At 69.0% G+C, this 22,002-nt stretch carries 18 protein-coding genes and 1 riboswitch; of the genes, 9 read left to right on the top strand and 9 right to left on the bottom strand.

From position 1 onward, the window contains the following. Nucleotides 1-131 precede the first annotated feature (131 nt). From B0293_RS22855 to B0293_RS22865, 3 genes are all read left to right on the top strand, one after another. Nucleotides 132-800, top strand: a complete 669-nt coding sequence (locus tag B0293_RS22855; RefSeq protein ID WP_039915822.1) for an acVLRF1 family peptidyl-tRNA hydrolase — start codon at nt 132-134, stop codon at nt 798-800. Nucleotides 801-940: 140 nt separating this feature from the next. After that, nucleotides 941-2,569 carry an ABC-F family ATP-binding cassette domain-containing protein gene (locus tag B0293_RS22860; protein ID WP_005152174.1) on the top strand — a complete coding sequence of 543 codons (1,629 nt, stop codon included), beginning with the start codon at nt 941-943 and terminating at the stop codon, nt 2,567-2,569. A 178-nt stretch (nt 2,570-2,747) separates the two neighbouring features. Beyond that, a complete protein-coding gene (locus B0293_RS22865; protein WP_003071237.1) occupies nt 2,748-2,957 on the top strand; it encodes a helix-turn-helix domain-containing protein in 210 nt (69 codons plus the stop codon). On the opposite strand, the gene B0293_RS22870 is transcribed toward B0293_RS22865, so the two are convergent. Continuing rightward, on the bottom strand, nt 2,958-4,259 hold the full coding sequence (locus B0293_RS22870) for a glycosyltransferase family 87 protein (RefSeq protein ID WP_005152170.1): 1,302 nt from the start codon (nt 4,257-4,259) through the stop codon (nt 2,958-2,960). It abuts the gene before it with no gap. 146 nt (nt 4,260-4,405) lie between these two features. Between B0293_RS22870 and B0293_RS22875 the strand changes: the two genes are divergently transcribed. Beyond that, nucleotides 4,406-6,271 (top strand): ABC transporter ATP-binding protein, encoded by a 1,866-nt coding sequence (locus B0293_RS22875; RefSeq protein WP_005152169.1) that lies wholly within the window; start codon nt 4,406-4,408, stop codon nt 6,269-6,271. Nucleotides 6,272-6,366: 95 nt separating this feature from the next. Here the strand turns inward: B0293_RS22875 and B0293_RS22880 are convergent, their stop codons facing one another. Together B0293_RS22880 and B0293_RS22885 are read right to left on the bottom strand one after the other, a co-directional pair. Then, nucleotides 6,367-7,518 (bottom strand): serine hydrolase domain-containing protein, encoded by a 1,152-nt coding sequence (locus tag B0293_RS22880; RefSeq protein ID WP_005152168.1) that lies wholly within the window; start codon nt 7,516-7,518, stop codon nt 6,367-6,369. Nucleotides 7,519-7,611: 93 nt separating this feature from the next. Beyond that, the gene (locus tag B0293_RS22885; RefSeq protein WP_005152167.1) at nt 7,612-8,340 is read right to left on the bottom strand and encodes a sugar isomerase domain-containing protein; all 729 of its coding nucleotides are present in this window, start codon (nt 8,338-8,340) and stop codon (nt 7,612-7,614) included. Nucleotides 8,341-8,471: 131 nt separating this feature from the next. Between B0293_RS22885 and B0293_RS22890 the strand changes: the two genes are divergently transcribed. The 4 genes from B0293_RS22890 (at nt 8,472) to B0293_RS22905 (ending at nt 12,440) form a co-directional block, all read left to right on the top strand. Next, a complete protein-coding gene (locus B0293_RS22890; protein ID WP_005152166.1) occupies nt 8,472-9,167 on the top strand; it encodes an alpha/beta hydrolase in 696 nt (231 codons plus the stop codon). A 21-nt stretch (nt 9,168-9,188) separates the two neighbouring features. Next, complete coding sequence (locus B0293_RS22895; RefSeq protein ID WP_005152164.1) at nt 9,189-10,451, top strand: SAM-dependent methyltransferase; 1,263 nt, start codon at nt 9,189-9,191, stop codon at nt 10,449-10,451. Nucleotides 10,452-10,578: 127 nt separating this feature from the next. Then, nucleotides 10,579-11,742, top strand: coding sequence for an LCP family protein (locus tag B0293_RS22900; RefSeq protein ID WP_005152163.1), 1,164 nt, complete (start codon nt 10,579-10,581; stop codon nt 11,740-11,742). A 167-nt stretch (nt 11,743-11,909) separates the two neighbouring features. Continuing rightward, nucleotides 11,910-12,440, top strand: a complete 531-nt coding sequence (locus B0293_RS22905; protein ID WP_005152161.1) for a GNAT family N-acetyltransferase — start codon at nt 11,910-11,912, stop codon at nt 12,438-12,440. Here B0293_RS22905 and B0293_RS22910 read toward each other — a convergent pair. The 5 genes from B0293_RS22910 to B0293_RS22930 all read right to left on the bottom strand — a co-directional run bounded on the left by B0293_RS22910 (nt 12,427) and on the right by B0293_RS22930 (nt 19,757). Then, nucleotides 12,427-12,891: a peroxiredoxin gene (locus B0293_RS22910; RefSeq protein ID WP_005152159.1), complete on the bottom strand. Its 465-nt coding sequence runs from the start codon at nt 12,889-12,891 to the stop codon at nt 12,427-12,429. The genes B0293_RS22905 and B0293_RS22910 overlap by 14 nt on opposite strands. Before the next feature lie 17 nt (nt 12,892-12,908). After that, the gene (locus tag B0293_RS22915; RefSeq protein WP_245191855.1) at nt 12,909-14,756 is read right to left on the bottom strand and encodes a putative bifunctional diguanylate cyclase/phosphodiesterase; all 1,848 of its coding nucleotides are present in this window, start codon (nt 14,754-14,756) and stop codon (nt 12,909-12,911) included. A gap of 208 nt (nt 14,757-14,964) precedes the next feature. Beyond that, a complete protein-coding gene (locus tag B0293_RS22920; RefSeq protein WP_005152154.1) occupies nt 14,965-16,410 on the bottom strand; it encodes a cytochrome P450 in 1,446 nt (481 codons plus the stop codon). 138 nt (nt 16,411-16,548) lie between these two features. Then, nucleotides 16,549-18,822 (bottom strand): 5-methyltetrahydropteroyltriglutamate--homocysteine S-methyltransferase, encoded by a 2,274-nt coding sequence (gene metE / locus B0293_RS22925; RefSeq protein WP_005152152.1) that lies wholly within the window; start codon nt 18,820-18,822, stop codon nt 16,549-16,551. Between the two features lie 101 nt (nt 18,823-18,923). Further along, a riboswitch (cobalamin riboswitch) is annotated at nt 18,924-19,144 on the bottom strand. A gap of 43 nt (nt 19,145-19,187) precedes the next feature. Further along, entirely contained in the window at nt 19,188-19,757 is a 570-nt protein-coding gene (locus B0293_RS22930; protein ID WP_005152148.1) for a TetR/AcrR family transcriptional regulator, read from the bottom strand. Nucleotides 19,758-19,847: 90 nt separating this feature from the next. Here B0293_RS22930 and B0293_RS22935 point away from each other — a divergent pair, with 90 nt between their 5' ends. Then, the gene (locus B0293_RS22935) at nt 19,848-20,798 is read left to right on the top strand and encodes a ketopantoate reductase family protein (RefSeq protein ID WP_005152144.1); all 951 of its coding nucleotides are present in this window, start codon (nt 19,848-19,850) and stop codon (nt 20,796-20,798) included. Nucleotides 20,799-20,866: 68 nt separating this feature from the next. Here the strand turns inward: B0293_RS22935 and B0293_RS22940 are convergent, their stop codons facing one another. Then, complete coding sequence (locus B0293_RS22940) at nt 20,867-21,955, bottom strand: ribonucleotide-diphosphate reductase subunit beta (protein WP_280617719.1); 1,089 nt, start codon at nt 21,953-21,955, stop codon at nt 20,867-20,869. Between the last annotated feature and the right edge of the window lie 47 nt (nt 21,956-22,002).

Raw genomic sequence — 22,002 nt, forward strand, 5'->3', positions numbered from 1 at the left:
TTCGCGACACGCTCGCTGGAGGTGCGAGAGACAGTCCCCGAGAGTTGTGGTCGTCGCGGATCCGCAAGTACGTGAAGGCCCCCTTCCTTGCGCCTAGGTACATGAAGGGGGCCTTCACGTACCTTGGGACCATGGCGAGGGAGCGGCAGGTGGCGGGCGGAGGACGCGCCGTCGAGGTCGCCCCGGACCGTCTCGAAGGCTGGTACGCCCGCTTCGCCGTCCGCAACGAAGGCGTCCGCGAGACACACTTCGAGCCGGACGCCGTCACGGTCACCGCGGAAAACGGCGTCGTCGCCGTCGCGACCGTCCCTTTCGGACCGTTGATCACCGAAGGAACCGTGACCGGACTCGCCGTCGGTCCCCTCGTCGACCACGCGCTGATCTCACGGAGGATCGCGCTCATTCTGGTCCGTCGCGGCGGGCACAGCGTCGGGATCGCGCGCGGGGGAGTGATCGTCCAGTCCAGGACGGACCGACACCTCGTCCAGGGCCGGTCCGCGGCGGGCGGCTGGTCGCAACAGCGGTTCGCGCGGCGGCGGGAAGGGCAAGCGCGCGTGGCGCTTCGTTCCGCCGCCGAAGACGCGTTCGAAGTCCTCCTGCCGCAACTGTCCGAAGTGGACGCCGTCGTGCTCGGCGGCGACCGCCGGGCACTGGAATCACTGCGCGAGGACAGGCGGCTGACGCCGTTGTTCGAGCGGGCCGAACCCCGGATCCTCGACATCGCCGAACCGCGTCGCACGGTGCTGGACGACGCGGCCGAGCGGGCGGTCGCGGTCGAAATCACCCTGTCCGGGCCGTGACGTCGGGCACGGTCGGATAAAACCGCTCGACAGCGGCCCGTACACTGATCGCGTGGACATCCTCTTGGAGTAGCTCCTCGCCGGCCTCGTCCGGCGAGTCGAAGCTGTCCGCTCATCCACCCCTTGTACCGGGAGTTCCCGTGATCACGGCCTCTGGCCTTCAGCTGCGCGCCGGCTCGCGCATTCTGCTCGACGACACCAACGTCCGCATCCAGCAGGGCGACCGCATCGGCCTGGTCGGCCGCAACGGCGCGGGCAAGACCACCTCGCTCAAGGTGCTGGCGGGGGAGGGTGAGCCGTACGCGGGCGAGGTCCGCCGCAGCGGTGAACTCGGGTACCTGCCGCAGGACCCGCGCGAGGGCGATCTGTCCGTCACCGCGAAGGACCGCGTGCTCTCCGCGCGCGGCCTCGACTCCTTGCTGCGCAACATGGAAAAAGCGCAGAACGCGATGTCGGAGCTGGTGGACGAGAAGGAGCGCGACAAGGCGGTCAACCGCTACAGCCGTCTCGAGGAGCGTTTCGCCTCTCTCGGTGGGTACGCCGCCGAAAGCGAGGCCGCGCGGATCTGCTCCAACCTCGGTCTCGCCGACAGGGTGCTCGCGCAGACGTTGCAGACGCTCTCGGGTGGTCAGCGCCGCCGCGTGGAGCTGGCCCGGATCCTGTTCGCCGCCGCCGAAGCGGGCGCGGGCGGCAAGTCCGAGACGATCCTGCTCCTCGACGAGCCCACCAACCACCTCGACGCCGACTCCATCAACTGGCTCCGCGGGTTCCTGAAGCAGCACGACGGCGGTCTCGTGGTCATCAGCCACGACGTCGAACTGCTCGCCGACGTGGTCAACAAGGTGTGGTTCCTCGACGCGACCCGCGGCGAGCTCGACCTGTACAACATGGGCTGGCAGCGCTACCTCGACGCGCGCGCCACCGACGAGAAGCGCCGCCGCCGCGAGCGCGCGAACGCCGAGAAGAAGGCGTCCGCGCTGCAGCAGCAGGCCGCGAAACTCGGTGCCAAGGCGACGAAGGCGGTGGCCGCCAAGAACATGGCCCGCCGCGCCGAGCAGATGCTCTCCGCGCTCGACGAGACCCGCCAGGCCGACAAGGTCGCCCGGATCAAGTTCCCCGAGCCCGCCCCGTGCGGCCGGACCCCGCTCACCGCGGAGGGGCTCTCGAAGTCCTACGGTTCGCTCGAGATCTTCACCGGGGTCGACCTCGCCATCGACCGCGGTTCGAAAGTTGTCGTACTCGGATTGAACGGTGCCGGAAAGACGACTTTGCTCCGCCTGCTCGGCGGAATGGAAACTCCGGATACCGGCGAGACCATTCCAGGTCACGGATTGCGTCTGGGCTATTACGCACAGGAACATGAAACGCTCGACCACGACGCGTCCGTGTGGGAAAATATCCGTCACCTCGCGCCGGACACCGGCGCACAGGAGCTCCGGAACCTTCTCGGGTCGTTCCTCTTCACCGGCGAGCAGCTCGATCAGCCCGCCGGCACGCTCTCCGGCGGCGAGAAGACGCGGCTCGCGCTCGCCGGTCTGGTGTCCAGCGCTGCCAACGTTTTGCTGCTCGACGAGCCCACGAACAACCTGGATCCGGCCAGCCGTGCGCAGGTCCTGGACGCTTTGCGGAGCTTCTCCGGAGCCGTCGTACTGGTGACGCACGACCCGGGCGCCGTCGAGGCCCTGGAGCCGGAACGCGTCATCCTGTTGCCGGACGGAACCGAAGACCATTGGTCTGCGGATTATCTGGAACTTGTCCAACTTGCGTGAGGCCTGCGTCCGTTCGGGTGCTTGATCGATGCCATCCGGCCACTGAAATGGCCCAATGTGATCGCGGTTTCAGCAGTTTTGCGCTCGTCGTCTGGCATTCCGGCGCTCAGTGTTCGATCATTGCGGCGACAGGGGCCGTTATGTGGCCCAGAACACTCTCGGCGGGAAGGCGATCGACGTGGCTGATCTCAAGAAAGGCGCGCGGATCACCGGCAACACGCGTGACAAGCTGGCCGCTGACCTGAAGAAGAAATACGAGAAGGGCTCGAGCATCCGCGCTCTCGCGGAGTCCACGGGTCGCTCGTACGGATTCGTGCACCGGGTCCTCTCGGAGTCCGGCGTCCAGCTCCGTGGGCGTGGCGGTGCCACCAGGGTCAAGAAGAAGTAGTCACGAAGAAGTAGCGGACTGCTGCGCGGGGGGCGCAGTTCCCTTTCCGGGGACCGCTGTTTCACGGCTTTCAGCAGACAGGAAGACCAGTCTGGCGCCGAGCAGGACCAGCGGGTACACCAGGTATCCGTACCTCGTCGCCGGAGTGAGCAGGATCAGCGCGACGAGCCCGACAGCCATGCGCGTCAGCGCGTCCGATCCGGTCGCGGGAGGGCGGCGCACCAGCCAGACGAGGATGACCACGGCCGCGATGCCGAGCAGGGCGAAGGAAACCGCCGTGCCCACCGGGCCGAGCGAAGCGATGAGGCGACCCGGCAACGGGCTCGCCGCCGGTGACTTGATCACGCCGATTCCCATCGGGAACCGGAAGACGTGCTCGACGAACGCCTTCGGGTCCACGAGGTAGACGGGTACGTGCAGGACGAGGGTCGTCACCACGAGTGCCGCGGCGAATCCGCCCAGTGCGCGAGGACCACGTCGCGTGATCAACAGGACACCCAGTACCGCCACCGCGGGCGCGACGATGAGTTTCGCGCTGATCACCAGGGCCAGCACCAGCCCCGACAGCACGGCGCGGCCCGTCGTGGCCAGTGCGAACGACAGCACCAGCAGGCCGACGATGGCCAGATCCGGGCCCGCCACCGCCCAGGTCAGCGCGGTCAGCGGGCAGGCGAGGGCGAGCTGGGCCGCGCTGACCGGGATTTTCGGCCACTTCAGCAGCCGCAGCGTCAGCAGTACACATGCGACGGCCGCCAGGGCGAACATCCAGCGCGCGTCGGTGAGGGCGTTCGCGACCGGTCCACCGCCGAAGAGGGCCCGCGGCAGGCCGAAGACGGTCATGACCGGACCGTATGGGGTGTAATCGTTTACTTCCGCCGCGCGACCGAGCGCGGTGACGTCGACGTACGGGGTTCCGTTCTCCAGCAGGAGTTTCGCCGACCGTTCGATCACCCAGACCTCGGGCTGGGCGGCCCACGAGTTCGGCGTGACGAGCCAGTCCACTCCGGTCAGTCGGCGAATGACGAGCATTCCCAACGGAAGGATCATGGCGAACAGGCCGATGGCGCCGATACCGACCCACCGCGAGCCGAGCGCGCCGGACGGCCGCTTGCCGCGCCGGGCGGCGATCGTCAGCCACCCGGTATGGACCACGGCGAGGCCGTAACCCGCTACGGCGAAGTTCGCCCACACGCGATAGCCGTAGAACTCCGCGACGGCGGTGTTCGCGACGGCGAAGATCAGGCAGCCCGTGTAGAAGACCAGGTCGATGGTCAGTCGTCGCCGGTCCGGGTCCTTGGTCACCGGCTCAGGCTACCGACGCCGTCACTGCCACCATGAAGAGGACGCGGAAACCGGGAAGCATCTGGTGTGCTCCGGTGTTGGTCATGCTTATATCCGGGAAAAATCTCGACTAATATCGAGGTTTTTGGGGGCGAGGAGAGGTTCTCATGGACAACACGTGGTCGCTGATGAACTCGGCGATGAAGTCGGCCGACGTTCCGAAGGGGCTGCACAAGGGCACCCTCCGCCGCGTCGCGCAGTTCGCCAGACCGCACTGGCGAAGGTTGCTGATATTCCTGGTGCTCACCGTCGTGTCGGCGGTGCTGGCGGTGAGCACGCCGGTGCTGGCCGGGAAGGTGGTCGACGCGATCGTCGGCGGGCACGACGTCTCGCTGGTGGTGTGGCTGGCCGTGGTGATCGGGGCGCTGGCGCTGATCGACGCCGGGCTCGGGCTGGCCGAACGGGCCCAATCGTCGAGGATCGGGGAGGGGATCATCCTCGACCTGCGGCTCGCGGTGTACCGGCACGTGCAGCGGATGCCGGTCGCGTTCTTCACCCGCACCCGCACCGGCGCGCTGGTGAGCAGGCTCAACAACGACGTCATCGGCGCGCAGCGCACCTTCACCGCGACACTGTCCGGTTTGGTCACCAACGTGATCCAGCTGGCGCTGTCGCTCGTGGTCATGGTGACCCTGTCCTGGCAGGTCACCCTGCTCGCGCTGGTGCTGCTGCCGGTGTTCGTCCTGCCGACGCGGCGGCTCGGGCGGCGGATGGCCGGGTTGCAGCGGGAGGCGGGACAGCTCAACGCGGCGATGACCACGCAGATGACCGAACGGTTCTCCGCGCCGGGCGCCACCCTGGTGAAGCTCTTCGGCGACCCTGATCGGGAAACCGGCGAATTCGGCGCACGGGCCGGGCGGGTGCGCGACATCGGGGTGCGGACGGCGATGCTGACGCGCTGGTTCATGACCAGCCTGACCACGGTCTCCGCACTCGCGCAGGCCCTGGTCTACGGCCTCGGCGGGTACCTCGCGCTGACCGGGGCGCTCGCGCCGGGCACCGTCGTGGCGCTGGCGTTGCTGCTGACCAGGCTGTACTCGCCGCTGACCGCGCTGGCCAACGTCCGGGTGGACGTGATGACCGCACTGGTGTCGTTCGAGCGGGTCTTCGAGGTGCTCGACCTCAAGCCGATGATCGAAGAGAAGCCGGATCCGGGCCGCGTTCCCGAAGGCCCGGTTTCGGTGGAGTTCTCCGACGTCCGCTTCGGCTACCCCGCGGCGGACCGGTACTCGCTGGCATCGCTGGAGGATGTGTCCACTTTGGATCACCGAGGTGGGGAAGAGGTGTTGCACGGCATCAGTTTCCGGGCCGAACCCGGGCAGATGGTCGCCCTCGTCGGGTCTTCCGGCGCGGGCAAGTCGACGATCGCCTCGCTGCTGCCGCGCCTCTACGACGTCGACGCCGGGTCGGTCAAGCTGTCCGATGTGGACGTCCGCGAGCTGGGTTTCGCCTCGCTGAGGGAAACCGTCGGCGTCGTCACCCAGGACGGGCACCTCTTCCACGACACGATCCGGGCGAACCTCGAGTACGCGCGGCCCGGTGTCACCGACGACGAGATCTGGTCGGCACTGGAAAAGGCGCGGCTGGCCGAGCTGATCCAGGACCTGCCGGACGGGCTGGAGACCGTCGTGGGGGAGCGGGGCTACCGGCTCTCCGGCGGGGAGCGGCAGCGGCTCACCATCGCCCGGCTCCTGCTCGCGCAGCCGCGGGTGGTCGTCCTCGACGAGGCGACCGCGCATCTGGACTCGCAGTCCGAGGCGGCCGTGGGCGAGGCGCTGACCGACGCGCTGGACGGGCGGACCGCGCTGGTCATCGCGCACCGGTTGTCGACGGTCCGGGCGGCGGATCAGATCCTGGTGATCGAGCACGGGGAGATCGTCGAGCGAGGGACGCACGATGAGCTTCTCGCACGGGAAGGGCGCTACGCGACGCTGTACCTGACGCAGTTCTCGGAGGAGCCCGCGGCCGCGTGACCCTCAGGTGGGTCGTGAGTGGCGCCCGAGGTCGGCGCGCGGGTGAGCGACTGGACACGCCACCTTTGCCTTACCCCGATAACCCGAATCGCCACTCACGACCGGAGGGCGGGGGCGGCGAAGGTCGCGTTCACCAGCGCCATCTTCCGCGGATCGTCCCGCAGCAGAGAACCCATCCGGTTCATCGTGTAGCCGAAAGCGATCCCGCTTTCGGGATCGGCGCCGCCGGACGAGCCGCCGAACCCGTCGTGCCCGAACGCCCGCGGGTTCGGCCCGAAACCGTGTTCCTCACCGCCGAGGTAGAACCCCAGCGCCCATTCGGTGCCCAGCCCGCCGACGACGTCGACCGCGCGGCCCTGTCCTTCGCGGGCGGTCGCGAGCGCGGCGTCCGACAGCAGCCGTCCCGAGGCGAGCGCGCCGTAGATCGTCGCGATGGCCCGGGCGGTGCCGTGCCCGTTGAGGGCGGGCAGGATCGCGCGCCGCCACGCGGGATCGTTGGAGTCCCGGCCTTGGACGCGGGGGTTCCCCAGTGCCGCGAGGGCGGGCGGGCCGGCACTGGCGAACGCCTGTGCCAGCGCGCTCGCCGTCTCGGCGCTGAGCACCGGTTCGACGAGGGTGGAGCAGCGCGCCAGGTCGACGTCGGTGTCCAGGCCGATCCGGAAGTCGGCGTCCAGCGGCCCGGCGACGTGCTTCGCGAAGTACGCGCGGACATCGAGCCCGCCGGCCCGGCGGATCACCTCGCCGACGAGGAAGCCGAACGACAGCGCGTGGTAGCCGCTGACCGTGCCGGGTTCGAAGAGCGGCGCCTGCGCGGCGAGCAGGCCGGTTATGTGGTCCCAGTCGTAGAGTTCCTCGACCGTCACCGGCCGCTCCGGGCCGATCCCGGTCACCCCGGAGCGGTGCGAGAGCAGCCAGCGCACCGGGATGTCCTGTTTGCCCGCCGCCGCGAACTCCGGCCAGTACCGGGCGACAGGCGCTTCGAGGTCGAGCAGACCGGCGTCGGCGAGGTGGTGCGCGCAGATCGCGGTCATGCCCTTGGTGGTCGACCAGACGTTGGTGAGCGTGTCCGCCCGCCACGGGGTCGTCCGGTCCGGATCCGCCCACCCCGCCCAGAGATCGACCACGGTCTCGCCGTGCCGGGTCACCGAGAACGCGGCGCCGATCTCGTCGCGCTCGGCGAAGTTCTCCTCGAAGGCGGCGCGCACGGGTTCGAAGCCCGTCGCGCATTCGCCGTGGATCTCGGTCATGGGCACGGACCTCCCGCGAGACACCGACCAGTCGGTATGTGACCGTAGGAGTGCCGCGCGGACGAGTCAAGAGGCTCGTCCGCGCGGCGACGGCTACCGGAGAGCGGGAACCCGCGCGCCGTACTTGGCCAGCAGCGCGGCGTTGGCCTCGTCGCCACCGTCCACGTTGGAACTGCGCCACAGCGGGATGTCGACACCCTGCGCCGCACCGAGGTCCACGACCTCGGCGAGCACGAGGTTCCACAGGAACGCGTTGATCACCGTGGACAGTGGCGCGGTCCGCGGCGCGTCCGGCGGGTAGCTCGAATCGCCGGGACGGACGTGGGAGTCGAGCACGATGCTCGCTTCCTCGATCAACGTCGTCGCCGCGCGTTTCGGCGCCGCGGCGACGGACGCGGCCGAACTCACCGCGATGACCGACGCCCCGCGCGCCCGCGCCCCGGCGGCCAGTTCGACCGGATACGGGTTGACGCCCGAGGTCGAGAACACCACCAGCAGGTCGTCCGGCCCCGGCGCGCGTTCGGCCAGGACCTCTTCGGCGAGCCCGGAGCGTCGCTCGGTCTTGGTGCTGTGCTGCGCGCCGTGCAGGGGCAGCAGTTCGGGGTGGTACACCGGGTACACGCAAGCGAGGCCGCCCGCGCGGTAGAAGGTCTCGGCGACCGCGGCCAGCGAGTGCCCCGCCCCGGCGGTGAACACCAGGGCGTCGGCCCGGATGACCCCCAGGATCAGCTCGGCCGACTTCCGGATCTGCTCCGCGTTACCCCGTTCGGCCTCCGCGAGCCGTTCGGCGACGTCTGCATAACGTTCGGTGGTGCTCACCACATCCGCCCTTCCGTCTGGAGATCAGCGACGAATGTATCGCGTGGACCAATGGCAGAAGTGGAATACATCGGGTCATGATCGAGGTTGACCCGATCGCTGCGACCGGGGTGGCGGAGACTGGAGGACCCAGGGTGAGCGGAGCTGATCCCGCGGTGCGGACCTGGCGAGTGCGCGGCCAGGTGAAAGCCGTGGTGCTGGTGCTGCACGGCGGCGCCGAGCACAGTCATGCCCGCGTGGCGCCGTGGCGGCTGGCGTACCAGCGGATGGTGCCGCTGGCGAAAGAGGTCCACCGGGCGGGCCGGGCGCACGGCGTCGAGGTGCGGCTCCTGCGCAACCGGATCTACGGCTGGAACGACCACGGTACCGACGCGCTCGCCGACGCGCGCTGGGCCCTGGAACGCATCCGTGAGGACCACCCTGGAGTCCCGGTCATCCTCGTCGGTCATTCGATGGGCGGCCGGGTCGCCTTGCGCGTCGCCGACGATCCGGCTGTCATCGGGGTCTGCGCCCTGGCACCGTGGACACCACCGGGTGAACCCATCGGTGCCGTCGACGGCCGCGTCGTGCTCATCGCGCACGGGACCAAGGACCGGATGACCGATCCGGTGGCGTCACACGCTTTCGCGGAACGCGCCGAAAAGGTGACAGCGCGGTCCGCGCGGTTTGAAATCGGCGGCGAAGGGCACGCGATGCTACGAAGGTCTCGCGTCTGGAACCGTCTCGTACGGGCTTTCACCCTCGAGCTGATCGAAGCCGGGGGTACTGACGAAACGGTGAGCGCGGCCTGGGACCGGCCGAGCTCCGAGCGGCTGCGGATCCCGGTCTAGACCGGGTGGGAGGGAGCACCTATGTCCACGTCGAGCGTTGATCGGACGGCAGGTCCGGCCGACCTGCCCGCCCCTGACGAAACCCGGTGGCCGGGACTGGCCACCCCGCCGCATTCCCCGTTCCGGGCGCGGATCGCCGAGCAGTTGTTCCGGCAGGCGGTGCGCCCGCTGAACGTCCGTGTGCGCATGCCCGACGGTTCACACCTGGGCGCCGGCGGCCCGGACGCGCCCGAAATGCGGCTCAACCGGCCCGCCGCCTTCTTCCACCGCCTCGGCGTGGACGCGAAGATCGGGTTCGGCGAGGCCTACATGGTCGGCGACTGGACGAGCGACGCGCTCGCCGAGGTGCTGACCCCGTTCGCGGAGCGGATGGCGACGCTCATTCCGCCGCTGCTGCAACGGTTCCGCCGGTTCGTCGACCGCGGCCACCCCGCGGACGAGGAGAACACCATCGAGGGGTCGCGGGCGAACATCCACCGCCACTACGACCTGTCCAACGATCTGTTCGGCGCCTTCCTCGACCCGTCGATGATGTACTCGTCGGCGTTGTTCGGCCCGGACGACGATCTCACCACCGCCCAGCACCGCAAGATCGACAGCGTCCTCGACTACGCCGGGGTGCGCGAAGGCAGCACGGTGCTCGAGATCGGCACCGGCTGGGGCGAACTCGCGATCCGCGCCGCCGCGCGCGGGGCCACGGTCACGTCACTGACCATCTCCGGGGAACAGGCGAAGCTGGCGACCGAGCGCATCGCGGCGGCGGGCTTCGCCGACCGGGTCGACGTCCGGCTGTGCGACTACCGCGACTCCACCGGCCAGTACGACGCCGTGGTCAGCGTCGAGATGATCGAGGCCGTCGGCGAGTCCTACTGGCCCACGTTCTACGAGACCATCGGGAAACGGCTGAAGCCGGGCGGCAGGCTCGGGCTCCAGGCCATCACCATGGACCACGAACGCATGCTCGCCGCGGCCCGGTCGTACACCTGGGTGCACAAGTACATCTTCCCCGGCGGGCTCATCCCGTCGACCACGTCGGTGGAGCAGGGGCTGCTGGAGCACGCGCGGCTGAGACTGCAAGGGGTGCGGGAGTTCGGCCTGGACTACGCCCGCACGCTGCGGTTATGGCGGGAGCGGTTCACCCAGCGGTGGGACGAAATCACCGAACTGGGCTTCGACGACGTCTTCAAACGGATGTGGGAGTTCTACCTGGCGTACTCCGAAGCGGGGTTCCGCTCGGGGTATCTCAAGGTCCACCAGTTCGGATTCGCCGAAAACGGACAGTGAACGCCACCCAACCGATGCGGGGTGCCGCACGTCCTTCACCTAGGGTCTGCGATTGACTGGGCCCTACACGCGAAATCGGGACGGGTGATTCGGCATGACGTATGGAGGCGACGACCGAGGGCGACCGATGCCGCCACAACGGCCGCCGTCCGGCCGCCCCCGGCGGCATCAGCCCGCGCAGATGATGCCGCTGCCGGGCCGGGGGAGCAGCCCGTACGACGAGCGGACGCGGCCGATGGGTCCCCGGGGCGACGAACGCCCCGCGGGCCCGCCGCCGCGCCGTCCGGGGCCTCCTCCCGGCCGCCCGATGGACGACGCGCGGCCACCTCGTCGACGTAAGCGGTGGGGCTTCGGCAAGGTGCTGCTCACGTTGCTGACCGTGTTCGTGGTCTTCCTCGCCGGTGTGTGGGTGTACCTGGAGTTCTCCATCAACCGCGTCGACGCGCTGGCCGACTACTCCGGCCGTCCCGTCGCCGCCGAGGGCACCAACTGGCTGATCGTGGGCTCCGACAGCCGGGACGGGCTGACCCCCGAGGAGCAGGAGAAACTGGTCACCGGTTCCGGCAACGAGGCCGGTGGCAAACGGACCGACACCATCATGGTCGCGCACGTCCCGGCCAACAGCACCAAGCCGACGCTGCTGAGCCTGCCCCGCGACTCGCAGGTGGCCATCCCGGGCCACGGCAAGAACAAGATCAACTCCGCGTTCGCGATCGGGGGCCCGACACTGCTCGCGCAGACCGTCGAGGGTGCCACCGGCCTGCGGATCGACCACTACGCCGAGATCGGCTTCGGCGGGTTCGCCAAGATCGTCGACGCGATCGGCGGGGTCCACATGTGCGTGGAGAAGCCGATGGAGGACACCATGACCGGGATCAAGATCGAACCCGGTTGCCAGGACCTCCAGGGCCCGCAGGCGCTCGGGTTCGTCCGCATGCGGCACAGCGCGGCCACCCCGCGGTCGGACCTCGACCGCGTCGCCAACCAGCGGAAGTTCATCGGCGCGCTGGTCAGCGAGATCGGCAGCCCCGGCACGCTGCTGAACCCGTTCTCGCTCTTCCCACTGCTGTCGACCGCGCCCGACGCGCTGACCATGGACACCGGCGACCACGTGCACAACCTGGTGGGGCTCGCGCTGGCGATGCGCGGGATCTCGTCGGGCGGCGTCGTCACCACGACGGTGCCGGTGACCAACGGTTCGGCGGAGAACTGGGACAAGACGAAGTCGAAGCTGCTCTTCGACGCGCTGAAGAACGACACGGAGGTCCCGGACAGCGTCATCCTGTCCTGATCCCAGCCGGCGGTGAGGCGGTGGTCGGGTGGGTCGTGAGTGGTAAGTGACGTTCTAACGTCACTTACCACTCACGACCACCTGTACCGAGCTCGCACTTCCGCGTGGCTGGCCGGCCGCCCCGAAAACCGGAGGCGTTCCGCCTGGCCGTCCGTCACCATGGGCCGATGGAAGCACCTGCCGAAACCCTCGCCGACGACGTCGTCGTGCTGCGCCGCTGGAAGCCGGAGCAGCTCGAAACCCTGGCCGCCGTCGCGGGGGATTCCGCGGCGCATCTCGGCGCCTGGATGATCTGGGCCACCGACGGCTACGGCCGCCAAGAGGCGATCGAATTCCTCGAGCACACCGCGAAGAACTGGGTCGACGGCAAGACCTACGACTTCGCGATCTTCGCCGACGGCGAGGTCGTGGGCGGCACGGGCATGATCACCCATCCCGACCGGATCGAGATCGGCTACTGGCTCAGCCGCCACCACACCGGCCGCGGTCTGGTGACGAGGGCCGCCAGGCTGCTGGCCGACGAGGCCTTCCGCCTCGGCGCGCCGGAGGTCGAGATCCGGCACGACGAGAACAACGTCGCGAGCGGCGCCGTGCCCGCGCGGCTGGGGTTCACGGTGACCGGCGACGAGGCCGCCGCACCACCGCTCGCCCCGGCCTGCTCGGGCGTCAACCGGATCTGGCGGCTCAAGCGTCCTTAGTCTTGCGCTCGCGCAGGGCCGCGAGTGCCTTGTCGGCGTGCACGGTGAACTTCAGTTCGCTCTTGATCACTTCGAGCACCTTGCGGTCGGTGTCGATGACGAACGTGTGCCGCTTGGCGTGCAGCGGGCTGAATTTGCGCCAGACACCGAACTGTTTGGCCACCACACCGTCCACATCGGACAGCAGGGGGTAGTCGAAGCCGTGTTTGGCCGAGAACTCCTGCTGTTTGGCGACGGCGTCCGGGCTGATGCCGACGCGGTGCGCGCCGACTTCGGCGAATTCCGCGGCCAGGTCGCGGAAATGGCAGCTCTCGGCGGTGCAGCCGCTGGTCATCGCGGCGGGGTAGAAGAACAGCACGACCGGGCCGGACGAGAGGAAGTCCGACAGCGTGCGCTCCTCGCCCTTGTCGTCGGGCAGCGTGAAGTCCGGAGCGAGGTCACCTTGGTCCATGCCGGGATCCTGCCACGTCAGTGGGCGTGCCGTTCGATGAGCTCGTCGACCTCGTCCCCGGTCGCGGAATCGGCGACGAACGAGCCGCGCGCCGCTAGCACGCCGTGCCGCCGCAGCCGCTCGGCCTGTTCGTGGCTGCGGACGCCTTCCGCGCCGATGCGCAGCTTCAGCTCCTTGGCCCTGGAGACGAGCTGGCACAGGTGGCGGACGTCGGCGTCGTCCTCGCCGTCGGCCAGCGCGTCGATCACCGCGCCGGAGAGGATCACGTGGCGGACCGGCAGACGGTGCTGGGGGATCAGCTCCAGATCTGCCGAACCGGAGATGGTCAGCACGAGCTGGGCGCCCAGCTCGGCCAGTACGGCGAAGGAGTCCAGCACCTCGCCGCGGGGGTCGAGCACGGACTCGCGGTCGGTGCACAGCCGAAGCGCGTGCGCGGGCAGGCTGTGCCGGTCGAGCTGTTCCTTGACCAGCAGCACCAGATCGGGGTCGATGGCCAGCCGATTCGGCAGCCGCACGCAGACGTCCGGGGCCGCGTCGCCGAACCGGCTCCGCCAGCGCGCGGTGGCGGCGAGCGATTCCGCCAGCAGCCACCGGCCGAGCGGGATGGTCATCCCGGTGATCTGCGCCAGCGGATAGAACTCGTCGGAGTCCAGTTCGCCCTTCTCCGGATGGGTCCAGCGCAGCCCGGCGTTGACCGCGGCCAGCTGGTCCGGATTCGCGAGCTTCACCGTCGGCTGGTAGATCAGCGAGAACTCACCGTTCTCCAGCGCGCCCGCGATGACCGCGCCGAGCTGGTAGCGGCCGCGGTCACGCGCGTCGAGTTCCGGGTCGAACAGCATCCACTGCGCCTTGCCCGCCTCCTTGGCGCGGTGCAGGGCGATCTCCGCGGCCCGGAGCAGGTCTTCGGATCCGCCGTCGGCGACCGGACGGACGACGATGCCGGCGCTCGCGCTGACTCCGATGCCGTGCCCGCCGAGGTAGATCGGCTCGACCAGTTCCTCCAGGGCCTGCTCGACCAAGGCGATCACCTGGAGCGACGTGAACTCGCCGCGCAGCAGGACGGCGAACCCGTCGCCGGACAGCCGGGCGACGGAACCGTTGTGCCTGCCGGTGAACACGGACTTGAGCTTGTTCGCGACCCCGCGCAGCACCTGATCGCCGACGCCGGCGCCGAGGCCGTCGTTGATCACCTTGAAACCGTCGACGTCGAGGTAGACGAGCGCGACCTGCTCGCCGCCGGTCCCGGCCAGCGCGGTCTCCAGCGCGTTGCCGAACGCGGTGGCGTTCGGCAGGCCGGTCAGCGCGTCGTGCACGTTCTGGTGCAGCAACTGCTCCTGGAGCAGGTGGATCTCGTTGGCGTCGGCGACCATCAGCACCGGGTAGGTCGACCCGGGCCGGTCGCCGGGAAGGTCGGTGAGGGTCGCGTCGACCCAGATCGTGCCTTCCTCGCTGTGGTCCAGCAGCAGGCGTTCCTGCTGGGTCGGCTGGCCGAGCGTCATGAGCTGGGAGAGTCCGTTCCGCAGCCGGGTGACGTCGTGGTCGGAGGAGCCGAGGTCGGGGATGTGCCGTCCGCGCAGCGCCGAGGGACGGCAGCCGAGGAGTTTGCCGAGCGCGGTGTTCGCCTCGACGATCTTCCCGTCGGTGTCGGCCAGCGCGATCCCGATGGGAGAGGCGGAATAGAGCTTGGAGAAGCGCTCCCGGGCGGACCCGTGGTCGGGCTCGGTCCGGACGGCGTCCTGGGCGACGCCGAGCAGGAACTCTTCGAGTTGCTCCTGGGGAAGCGATACTCCTTTAGTGTCAGCGAGCGTCGCGGCCCATCTCCGAGCGACGTCCACCAACCCTGGCGCGGAACCAGGCTCGGGCACACTTCACCTCTTCATGCGCGGATTATGGCCAGCTCAGACCGGGTGTCCGAGCCCATGGGCCCACACTAGGTATGAGCCGACCGGGTGTAGTGCCACGGCATCATGCGCGATCCGGGGTGTCTACCGGCTGAAAGGGTGATCGCTACTACACGAGTGGTGACCGGAAGTTACCAAGAGTACTCGATAGTGGTTGTTCGTTGACCGAGCGTCAGCGTGCCGTCAACCGGACCGGCAGGCCGTCCGCGGGAACGGGCAAGGAGACGTAGTCCCAGCGCGCGGTGTAGCCCTCCGGGACCGACCATCGATACGCCCGCAGCATCTCGTGGAGCAGCGCTTTCACTTCGAACGTCCCGAAATGCAGGCCGATGCACTTGTGCGCGCCACCGCCGAACGGCATCCACGCGTAGCGGTGCGACTTGTCCTCGCGGCGCTCCTCGCCGAAGCGGTCCGGATCGAAACGCATCGGATCGGTCCAGCACTCCGGCGCGAAATGGTTGACGGTGGGCGAAACCCCGACCAGCGTCCCTTCGGGGACGAAATGCCCGAGGACCTCGGTGTCCTTCACGGTTTTCCTTGCCAGGGAAGGAACCGGGGCCACCAGCCGCAGGGATTCCTTGATCACCAGGTCCAACGTCGTCAGGGACTCCAGCGCTTCGATGTCCGGCACGTCGTCGCCAAGCGCGAGGGATTCCTGGCGCGCGCGTTCCTGCCATTCGGGGTTCTTGGCGAGGTGGTAGACGGCGGCGGCGCTGGTGATCGTCGACGTGTCGTGCGCCGCCATCATCAGGAAGATCATGTGGTTGACGACGTCGGCGTCGGTGAAGCGGTCGCCGTCCTCGGTGGTGGCGTGGCACAGGGCGGTGAAGAGGTCGTCGCCGTCGCTCGCCCGTTTCGCGGGCAGGTTCGCCGAGAAGTAGCGTTCGAGCACCTTGCGGCCGTGCAAACCCGCCGCCCAGCGGCCGCCGGGAACGGGGAGCCGCACGATGGCCGTGCCCGCGCGCACGGAGTTCACGAACGCGCGGTTGATCGCGGCCGCGTCGTCGCCGGACCGCATGCCCATGAACACGCGCGTCGCGACGTCGAGCGTGAGTTGCTTGAGGGACCAGTAGATTCGCGGGTTCGGCCGGTCCGCCCAAGCGGCGATGCCGTCACGCAGGGCGGGTCCCATCTGATCGACGTAACCGGTGAGCCGCTGCCGGGTGAACGCCGCCTGCATGATCCGGCGGTGCAGATGGTGCTCGCCGAAATCGAGCAGCATCAGGCCGCGGTCGAAGAACCGCTCGATGAAGAACTTCCAGCCCTCCTGGGAGAAGGCCTTGTCCTTGTTCACCAACGCGATCTGCGTGGCCTCCGGGCCGGAGAGGGCGACGATGCGGCGGCCGAACGCGCCCATCCACGACACCGGGCCGTAGGTCTCGTAGCGTTTGAGGCCGAACTCGATGCCGAAGCGCATGAAGTCCAGCGCGTGCCCGATGACCGGCGGGCCTTCGTCGCCGAGGACGGGTTTGAGGCCCGGCGGGGCGGGCGCGAGTTCGCGGACCGGCCAGGTCGCGCCGAGCCAGCGCTGGTCGACCGAACGCGGCAGGGGGATCGAGGTGAGCGGCGGAACCCGCTCGCGCAGCGCTCCGGTGACCTTTTCGACGGCGTTCGCCATGGTGACCATCTCCCCGTTGAGACCGGCTACCGCTCCACCATCGCACCCTTGTTGACGTCCTGACAATACCTCGGGCGGAGGTACATGAAGGCCCCCTTCCTGTACCTAGGCGCAAGGAAGGGGGCCTTCATGTACTTGTCAGCCCAGCTCGGCCCGGACCGTCTGAGCGGCCTCGACCAGGTTCCGCAGGGCGGGTTCGACTTCGGCGTAGCCACGGGTCTTCAGACCGCAGTCCGGGTTGACCCAGATCCGCTCGGCGGGCACGGCGCCGACGGCGGTCCGCAGCAGCCCGCTGACCTCGTCGACGCCGGGGACGCGCGGCGAGTGGATGTCGTACACGCCGGGCCCGACACCGCGGCCGAAGCCCGCCGCGCCGAGATCGGTGACGACCTCCATCTTCGACCGCGCGGCCTCGATGCTGGTGACGTCGGCGTCGAGCGCGTCGATCGCCTTGACCACCTCGCCGAACTCCGAATAGCACATGTGCGTGTGGATCTGCGTCGCGTCGGAGATGCCGGACGTCGCCAGGCGGAACGACGAAACCGCCCAGGCGAAGTACGCCTCGTGCGCCGCGGCACGCAGGGGGAGCAGTTCCCGCAGCGCGGGCTCGTCGACCTGGATGACGCGGATGCCCGCCTCCTGCAGGTCGTGCACCTCGTCGCGGATGGCCAGCGCCACCTGGCGGGCGGTCTCGCCCAGCGGCTGGTCGTCGCGGACGAACGACCACGCCAGGATCGTCACCGGACCGGTCAGCATTCCCTTGACGGGCTTGCCGGTCAGGCTCTGCGCGTAGCGCGCCCACTCGACGGTCATCGGCTCCGGACGCGAGACGTCGCCGTACAGGATCGGCGGCCGCACGCACCGCGAACCGTAGGACTGCACCCAGCCGAAGTCGGTCGCGGCGAATCCGGCGAGCCGTTCGGCGAAGTACTGCACCATGTCGTTGCGCTCGGGTTCACCGTGCACCAGCACGTCCAGGCCGAGGTCCTCCTGCAACCGGACGACGTGCTCGATCTCCGCCTTCATCGCGGCCTCGTAGCCCGCGTCGTCCAGCGAACCCGCCTTGTGCGCGGCCCGCGCCTTGCGGACCTCGGTGGTCTGCGGGAACGAGCCGATCGTCGTGCTCGGCAGCGGCGGCAGGTTCAGCGCGGCCTGTTGCGCCGCCGCGCGCCGGGCGTAGGGGGAGCGGACGGTGTCCTCCGGCCGCAGCGCTTCCAACCGGGCACGCACGCTCGCGTCGGCCAGGTCGGCGGCCGTGGCACGGTCGCCGGCCGCGGCGCGGGCGACGGACAGGTCGACGCCGTCCTCCTTCAACGCGCGCCCGAGCAGGACGACCTCGTCGACCTTCTGTTTGGCGAAGGCGAGCCAGCCCTTCAGCCGCGGGTGGAGCCCGTCCTCCCGCTCGACGTCATAGGGCACGTGCAGCAGCGAGCAGGACGTCGAGACGCTGACCGACTTCGCGGTGCCGAGCAGCGTCGCCGCCCGGCCGAGCGCGCGGGCCGGGTCGGTGCGCCAGACGTTGCGCCCGTCCACGATCCCGGCCAGGACCTCTTTGTCGCGCAAGGCGGGCTCGGCCACGACAGCGTCCACAAAGGACTCGTCGGTGACGAGGTCGACGGCGACCGCGTCGATCGGGGAGCGGGCGAGCACGCCCAGGCCACGACCGAGACCGCCGAAGTACCCGGCGACCAGGATCTTCGGCCGCGCGGTCGCTTTCGCGAGGCGGTGGTAGGCGCGGATGAGTGCGTTCAGTTCCTGCTCGGTGCGGTCTCCCGCGAACGCGGGCTCGTCGAACTGGACCCATTCGACGCCTTCGTCGTGCAGGCGCCGCAGCAGTTCGACGTAGCCGTCGAGGAGGTTGTCGAGCAGGTCCAGCGGTCGGAAGCCTTCTGGGGCGCCCTCGGCCGCCTTCGCGAGCAGCAGGAACGTCACCGGGCCCACGAGCACCGGCCGGGTCTCGACGCCGATCGCGCGGGCCTCGCGGTACTCGTCCAGCGGTTTGGTGCCGGTGAGCGAGAACGCCGTGTCCGGGCCCAGTTCGGGGACGATGTAGTGGTAGTTCGTGTCGAACCACTTCGTCATCTCCATCGCCGGCGCGTCCTGCACCCCGCGTGCGGCGGCGAAGTAGGTGTCGAGCGGCGAAAGACCGAGCGTCGTGAAGCGCTCCGGCAGCGCGCCGAACAGCTCGGTGGTGTCGAGCACCTGGTCGTAGTGGGAGAACGTGTTGGACGGGACGGAATCCAGCCCCGCCTCCTTGAGGTCCCGCCAGGTTCGGGTCCGCAGCGCGCGGCCGGTGTCCAGCAGTTCGGCCTCGTCGATCTTGCCCGCCCAGTAGCGTTCGAGCGAACGCTTGAGTTCCCGGTCCGGTCCGATCCGGGGATAGCCCAGCACTGTCGTGCCGATTTCGGTCACAGCTCTCTCCTCGCGAGCTTGTCGTCGGAGCCCGGAGCGCGCGCAGGAGTGACCGTCGTTCGGTCGTGCCCATCCCACGAGGCCCGGACTCACGCACGCCGTCGGCGCGCGTACCACGGGCAGGTCTTCGGACTCGTGGGCGACGCGCTCGCTCCTACCGGCCGTCGCTTCCCGGGTGCCATACCCAGTGCTTTACCGTGTCTCGCACGGTGACGGCTTTCGTTCCCACATACCGCTGCGGGGCAGTCCCGGATTCTCACCGGGTTCCCTGTTACCTCGACCGGCCTGGAGGGCCGGGCGAACCAGTAGCACTCCGGAGCGTACTCAGGCCCGCTACAGGGGCGCCCGAATGTGAGAAAAGTCTGTCACCGCTGGCGGCGCAGCCCGTCCAGCAGGAGGGTGACGACACCGTCGGCCTCGGTCCGCCAACCGGGGCGGTCATGGGCCGCGCCGATGCCGTGCAGCGCCATCATCACGGCGCCGGCGTCCACGTCGTCGCGAACGGCGCCGTCCCGTACGGCGGCGGCCACCAGGGCGGTGACGGCCTCTTCCAGCGCTCGGCTGCCCTCGGCGAGGGTGCTCGAACGATCGGCCATGATCGTGGCCAGCGTCCGGGCCAGGCCCGCATGGGCGGCTATGTGGTCGACCATGTCGCGAAGGAAGGTCGACAGAGCCTCCGCCGCGGGCAGCGTCGCCTCCAGATGCCGGGCGCGGTCGCACAGCGCGGCGACTTCCCCGTGGTAGACCGCCTCGGCCAGCGCCTCCCGGGTGGGGAAGTGGCGGTACAGCGTGCCGGTGCCCACGCCCGCCAGCCGGGCGAAGTCATCGAAACGCAGGTCGAAGAAGCATCCGGCGTCGAAGAACTCCCTGGCCTTGGCGAGGAGGGCGTCGCGCTTGCGCCGGGCGTCGGCCCGTAACGGCTTGTCGGCGGTCATGCGCTCCCTCGCGTTGACAAGTGGAGATCATCTCCATATTTTCGAAAGTGGAGATAATCTCCAAATCGATCGTACCCCGTGAGGTGCACCTTGAAGATCCTGATGTTCGGCCGCGGCGTGATCGCCACCATCTACGGCTGGGCCCTGCGACGAGCGGGACATGACGTCGAGTTCTACGTCCGGCCGGGCCGCGCGGCGGAGTACGGGGACGCGGTGGACCTCGACCTGCTCGACACGCGGCGCCGGGTGTGGGGGCAGCGCGTCGTCGAGAAATGGCCGGTGCGCCTTCGCGAGACGCTGGAGCCGGACCACGATTTCGACTTGATCGTGCTCAGCGTGTCGCACCACCGCCTCGCGGAGGCGGCGGACTTCCTGGCCCCGCGTGTCGGCGAGGCGACGGTGCTGGTCTTCGGCAACATCTGGACCGAGCCGACGGACGCGGTCGACCCACTGCCTCTCGACCGGGTCGCCTGGGGTTTTCCTCAGGCCGGTGGCGGTTTCGGCGCGGACGGCGTGCTCCGCGGGATGCTGATGCCGTCGGTCATCTTCGGCACTCTCGACCGGCCCCCGAATGATCGGGAGCGGGCCGTGCGGCAGGCGTTTCGCGAGGCCGGGCTCCGGATCAAGGAGCGGCCCGACTTCCGCGGCTGGTTGTGGGTCCATTTCGCGTCGGACGCCGGCCTCCTCTCGCAGGGCCTGCGGCTGGGCTCCCTGTCCAAGCTGGCCGGGTCGGCGGGCGGCCTGCGCGAGGGGTTGCTGACCGCCCGCGAGCTGCTGCCGCTTCTCGAGGCACGCGGCCTCGACCTGCGACGTCACCGGGTCGGAGTGCTGCCGTTCCGGGCGCCCACCTGGCTGACGGCCGGCGTGCTCGCATGGCTGACCGCTCATGTCGCCGTGGCGCGCGTGAGTGTCACGGCGCACTCCGACCCCGACGCCGAGGAGCCACGTGAGGTCTGCCGGGACACCCTGGCCGAAGCGCGGCGGTTGGGCGTCTCGGTACCGCGCCTGGAGGCGGCGGAACCGTACTTCGCCCGGGCCTGAAGTACATGAAGGCCCCCTTCCTGTACCTAGGCGCAAGGAAGGGGGCCTTCATGTACTGCTGCGGACTGTCAGTCCCAGTCGAGGGCGCCACCGGACTGGTACTCGATGACGCGGGTCTCGAAGAAGTTCTTCTCCTTCTTGAGGTCCATCGCCTCCGACATCCACGGGAACGGGTTCTCCGTCTCGCCGAAGATCGGCTGGAGACCGATCTGCTGCGCCCGCCGGTCGGTGATGAAGTGCATGTACTGCTCGATCAGCTCGGCCGACAGCCCGAGCATGCCGCGCGGCATGGTGTCGCGGGCGTAGGCGACCTCGAGCTCACAGGCCTCGGTCAGCATGCCGCGGATCTCCGCCTGGAACTCTTCGGTCCACAGGTGCGGGTTCTCGATCTTGATCTGGTTGATGCAGTCGATGCCGAAGTTCAGGTGGATCGACTCGTCGCGCAGGATGTACTGGTACTGCTCGGCGATACCGATCATCTTGTTCCGGCGGCCGAGCGAGAGGATCTGCGCGAAGCCGGTGTAGAACCACATGCCCTCGAAGATCACGTAGAACGCGACCAGGTCACGCAGGAAGTTCTGGTCGGCTTCGGGGGTGCCGGTCTCGAAGTCCGGGTTCTCCAGGTTCTGCGTGTACTTCAGCGCCCACGCGTCCTTCTCCGAGATGGAGGGGACTTCGCGGTACATGTTGAACAGCTCGCCCTCGACCAGGCCGAGGCTCTCGCAGATGTACTGGAAGGTGTGCGTGTGCACGGCCTCCTCGAACGCCTGGCGCAGCAGGTACTGGCGGCATTCGGGGTTGGTGATCTGGCGGTACACCGCGAGCACGATGTTGTTGGCCACCAGCGATTCCGCGGTGGCGAAGAAGCCGAGGTTGCGCTTGAGCATGGTGCGCTCGTCCTCGGTGAGACCGTCGGGCGACTTCCACAGCGCGATGTCGGCCTGCATGGCGACCTCGGTCGGCATCCAGTGGTTGTTGCAGCCGGCGAGGTACTTCTCCCACGCCCAGGTGTACTTCATCGGCAGCAGCTGGTTGACGTCGGCGCGGGCGTTGATCATCCGCTTGTCGTCGACGTTGATGCGGGCGGCGCCGACTTCGATCTCACCGAGGCCGGTGGCGTCGGTGGAAGCGTCAAAGGTGGTCATAGAGCGGCTCACTTTGAGAGTTGGGGTGGTCGTGAGTGGCGATTCGGGTCAGAACCCGA

The organism is Amycolatopsis azurea DSM 43854 (genome assembly GCF_001995215.1).
In the GTDB taxonomy this organism is placed as follows: domain Bacteria; phylum Actinomycetota; class Actinomycetes; order Mycobacteriales; family Pseudonocardiaceae; genus Amycolatopsis; species Amycolatopsis azurea.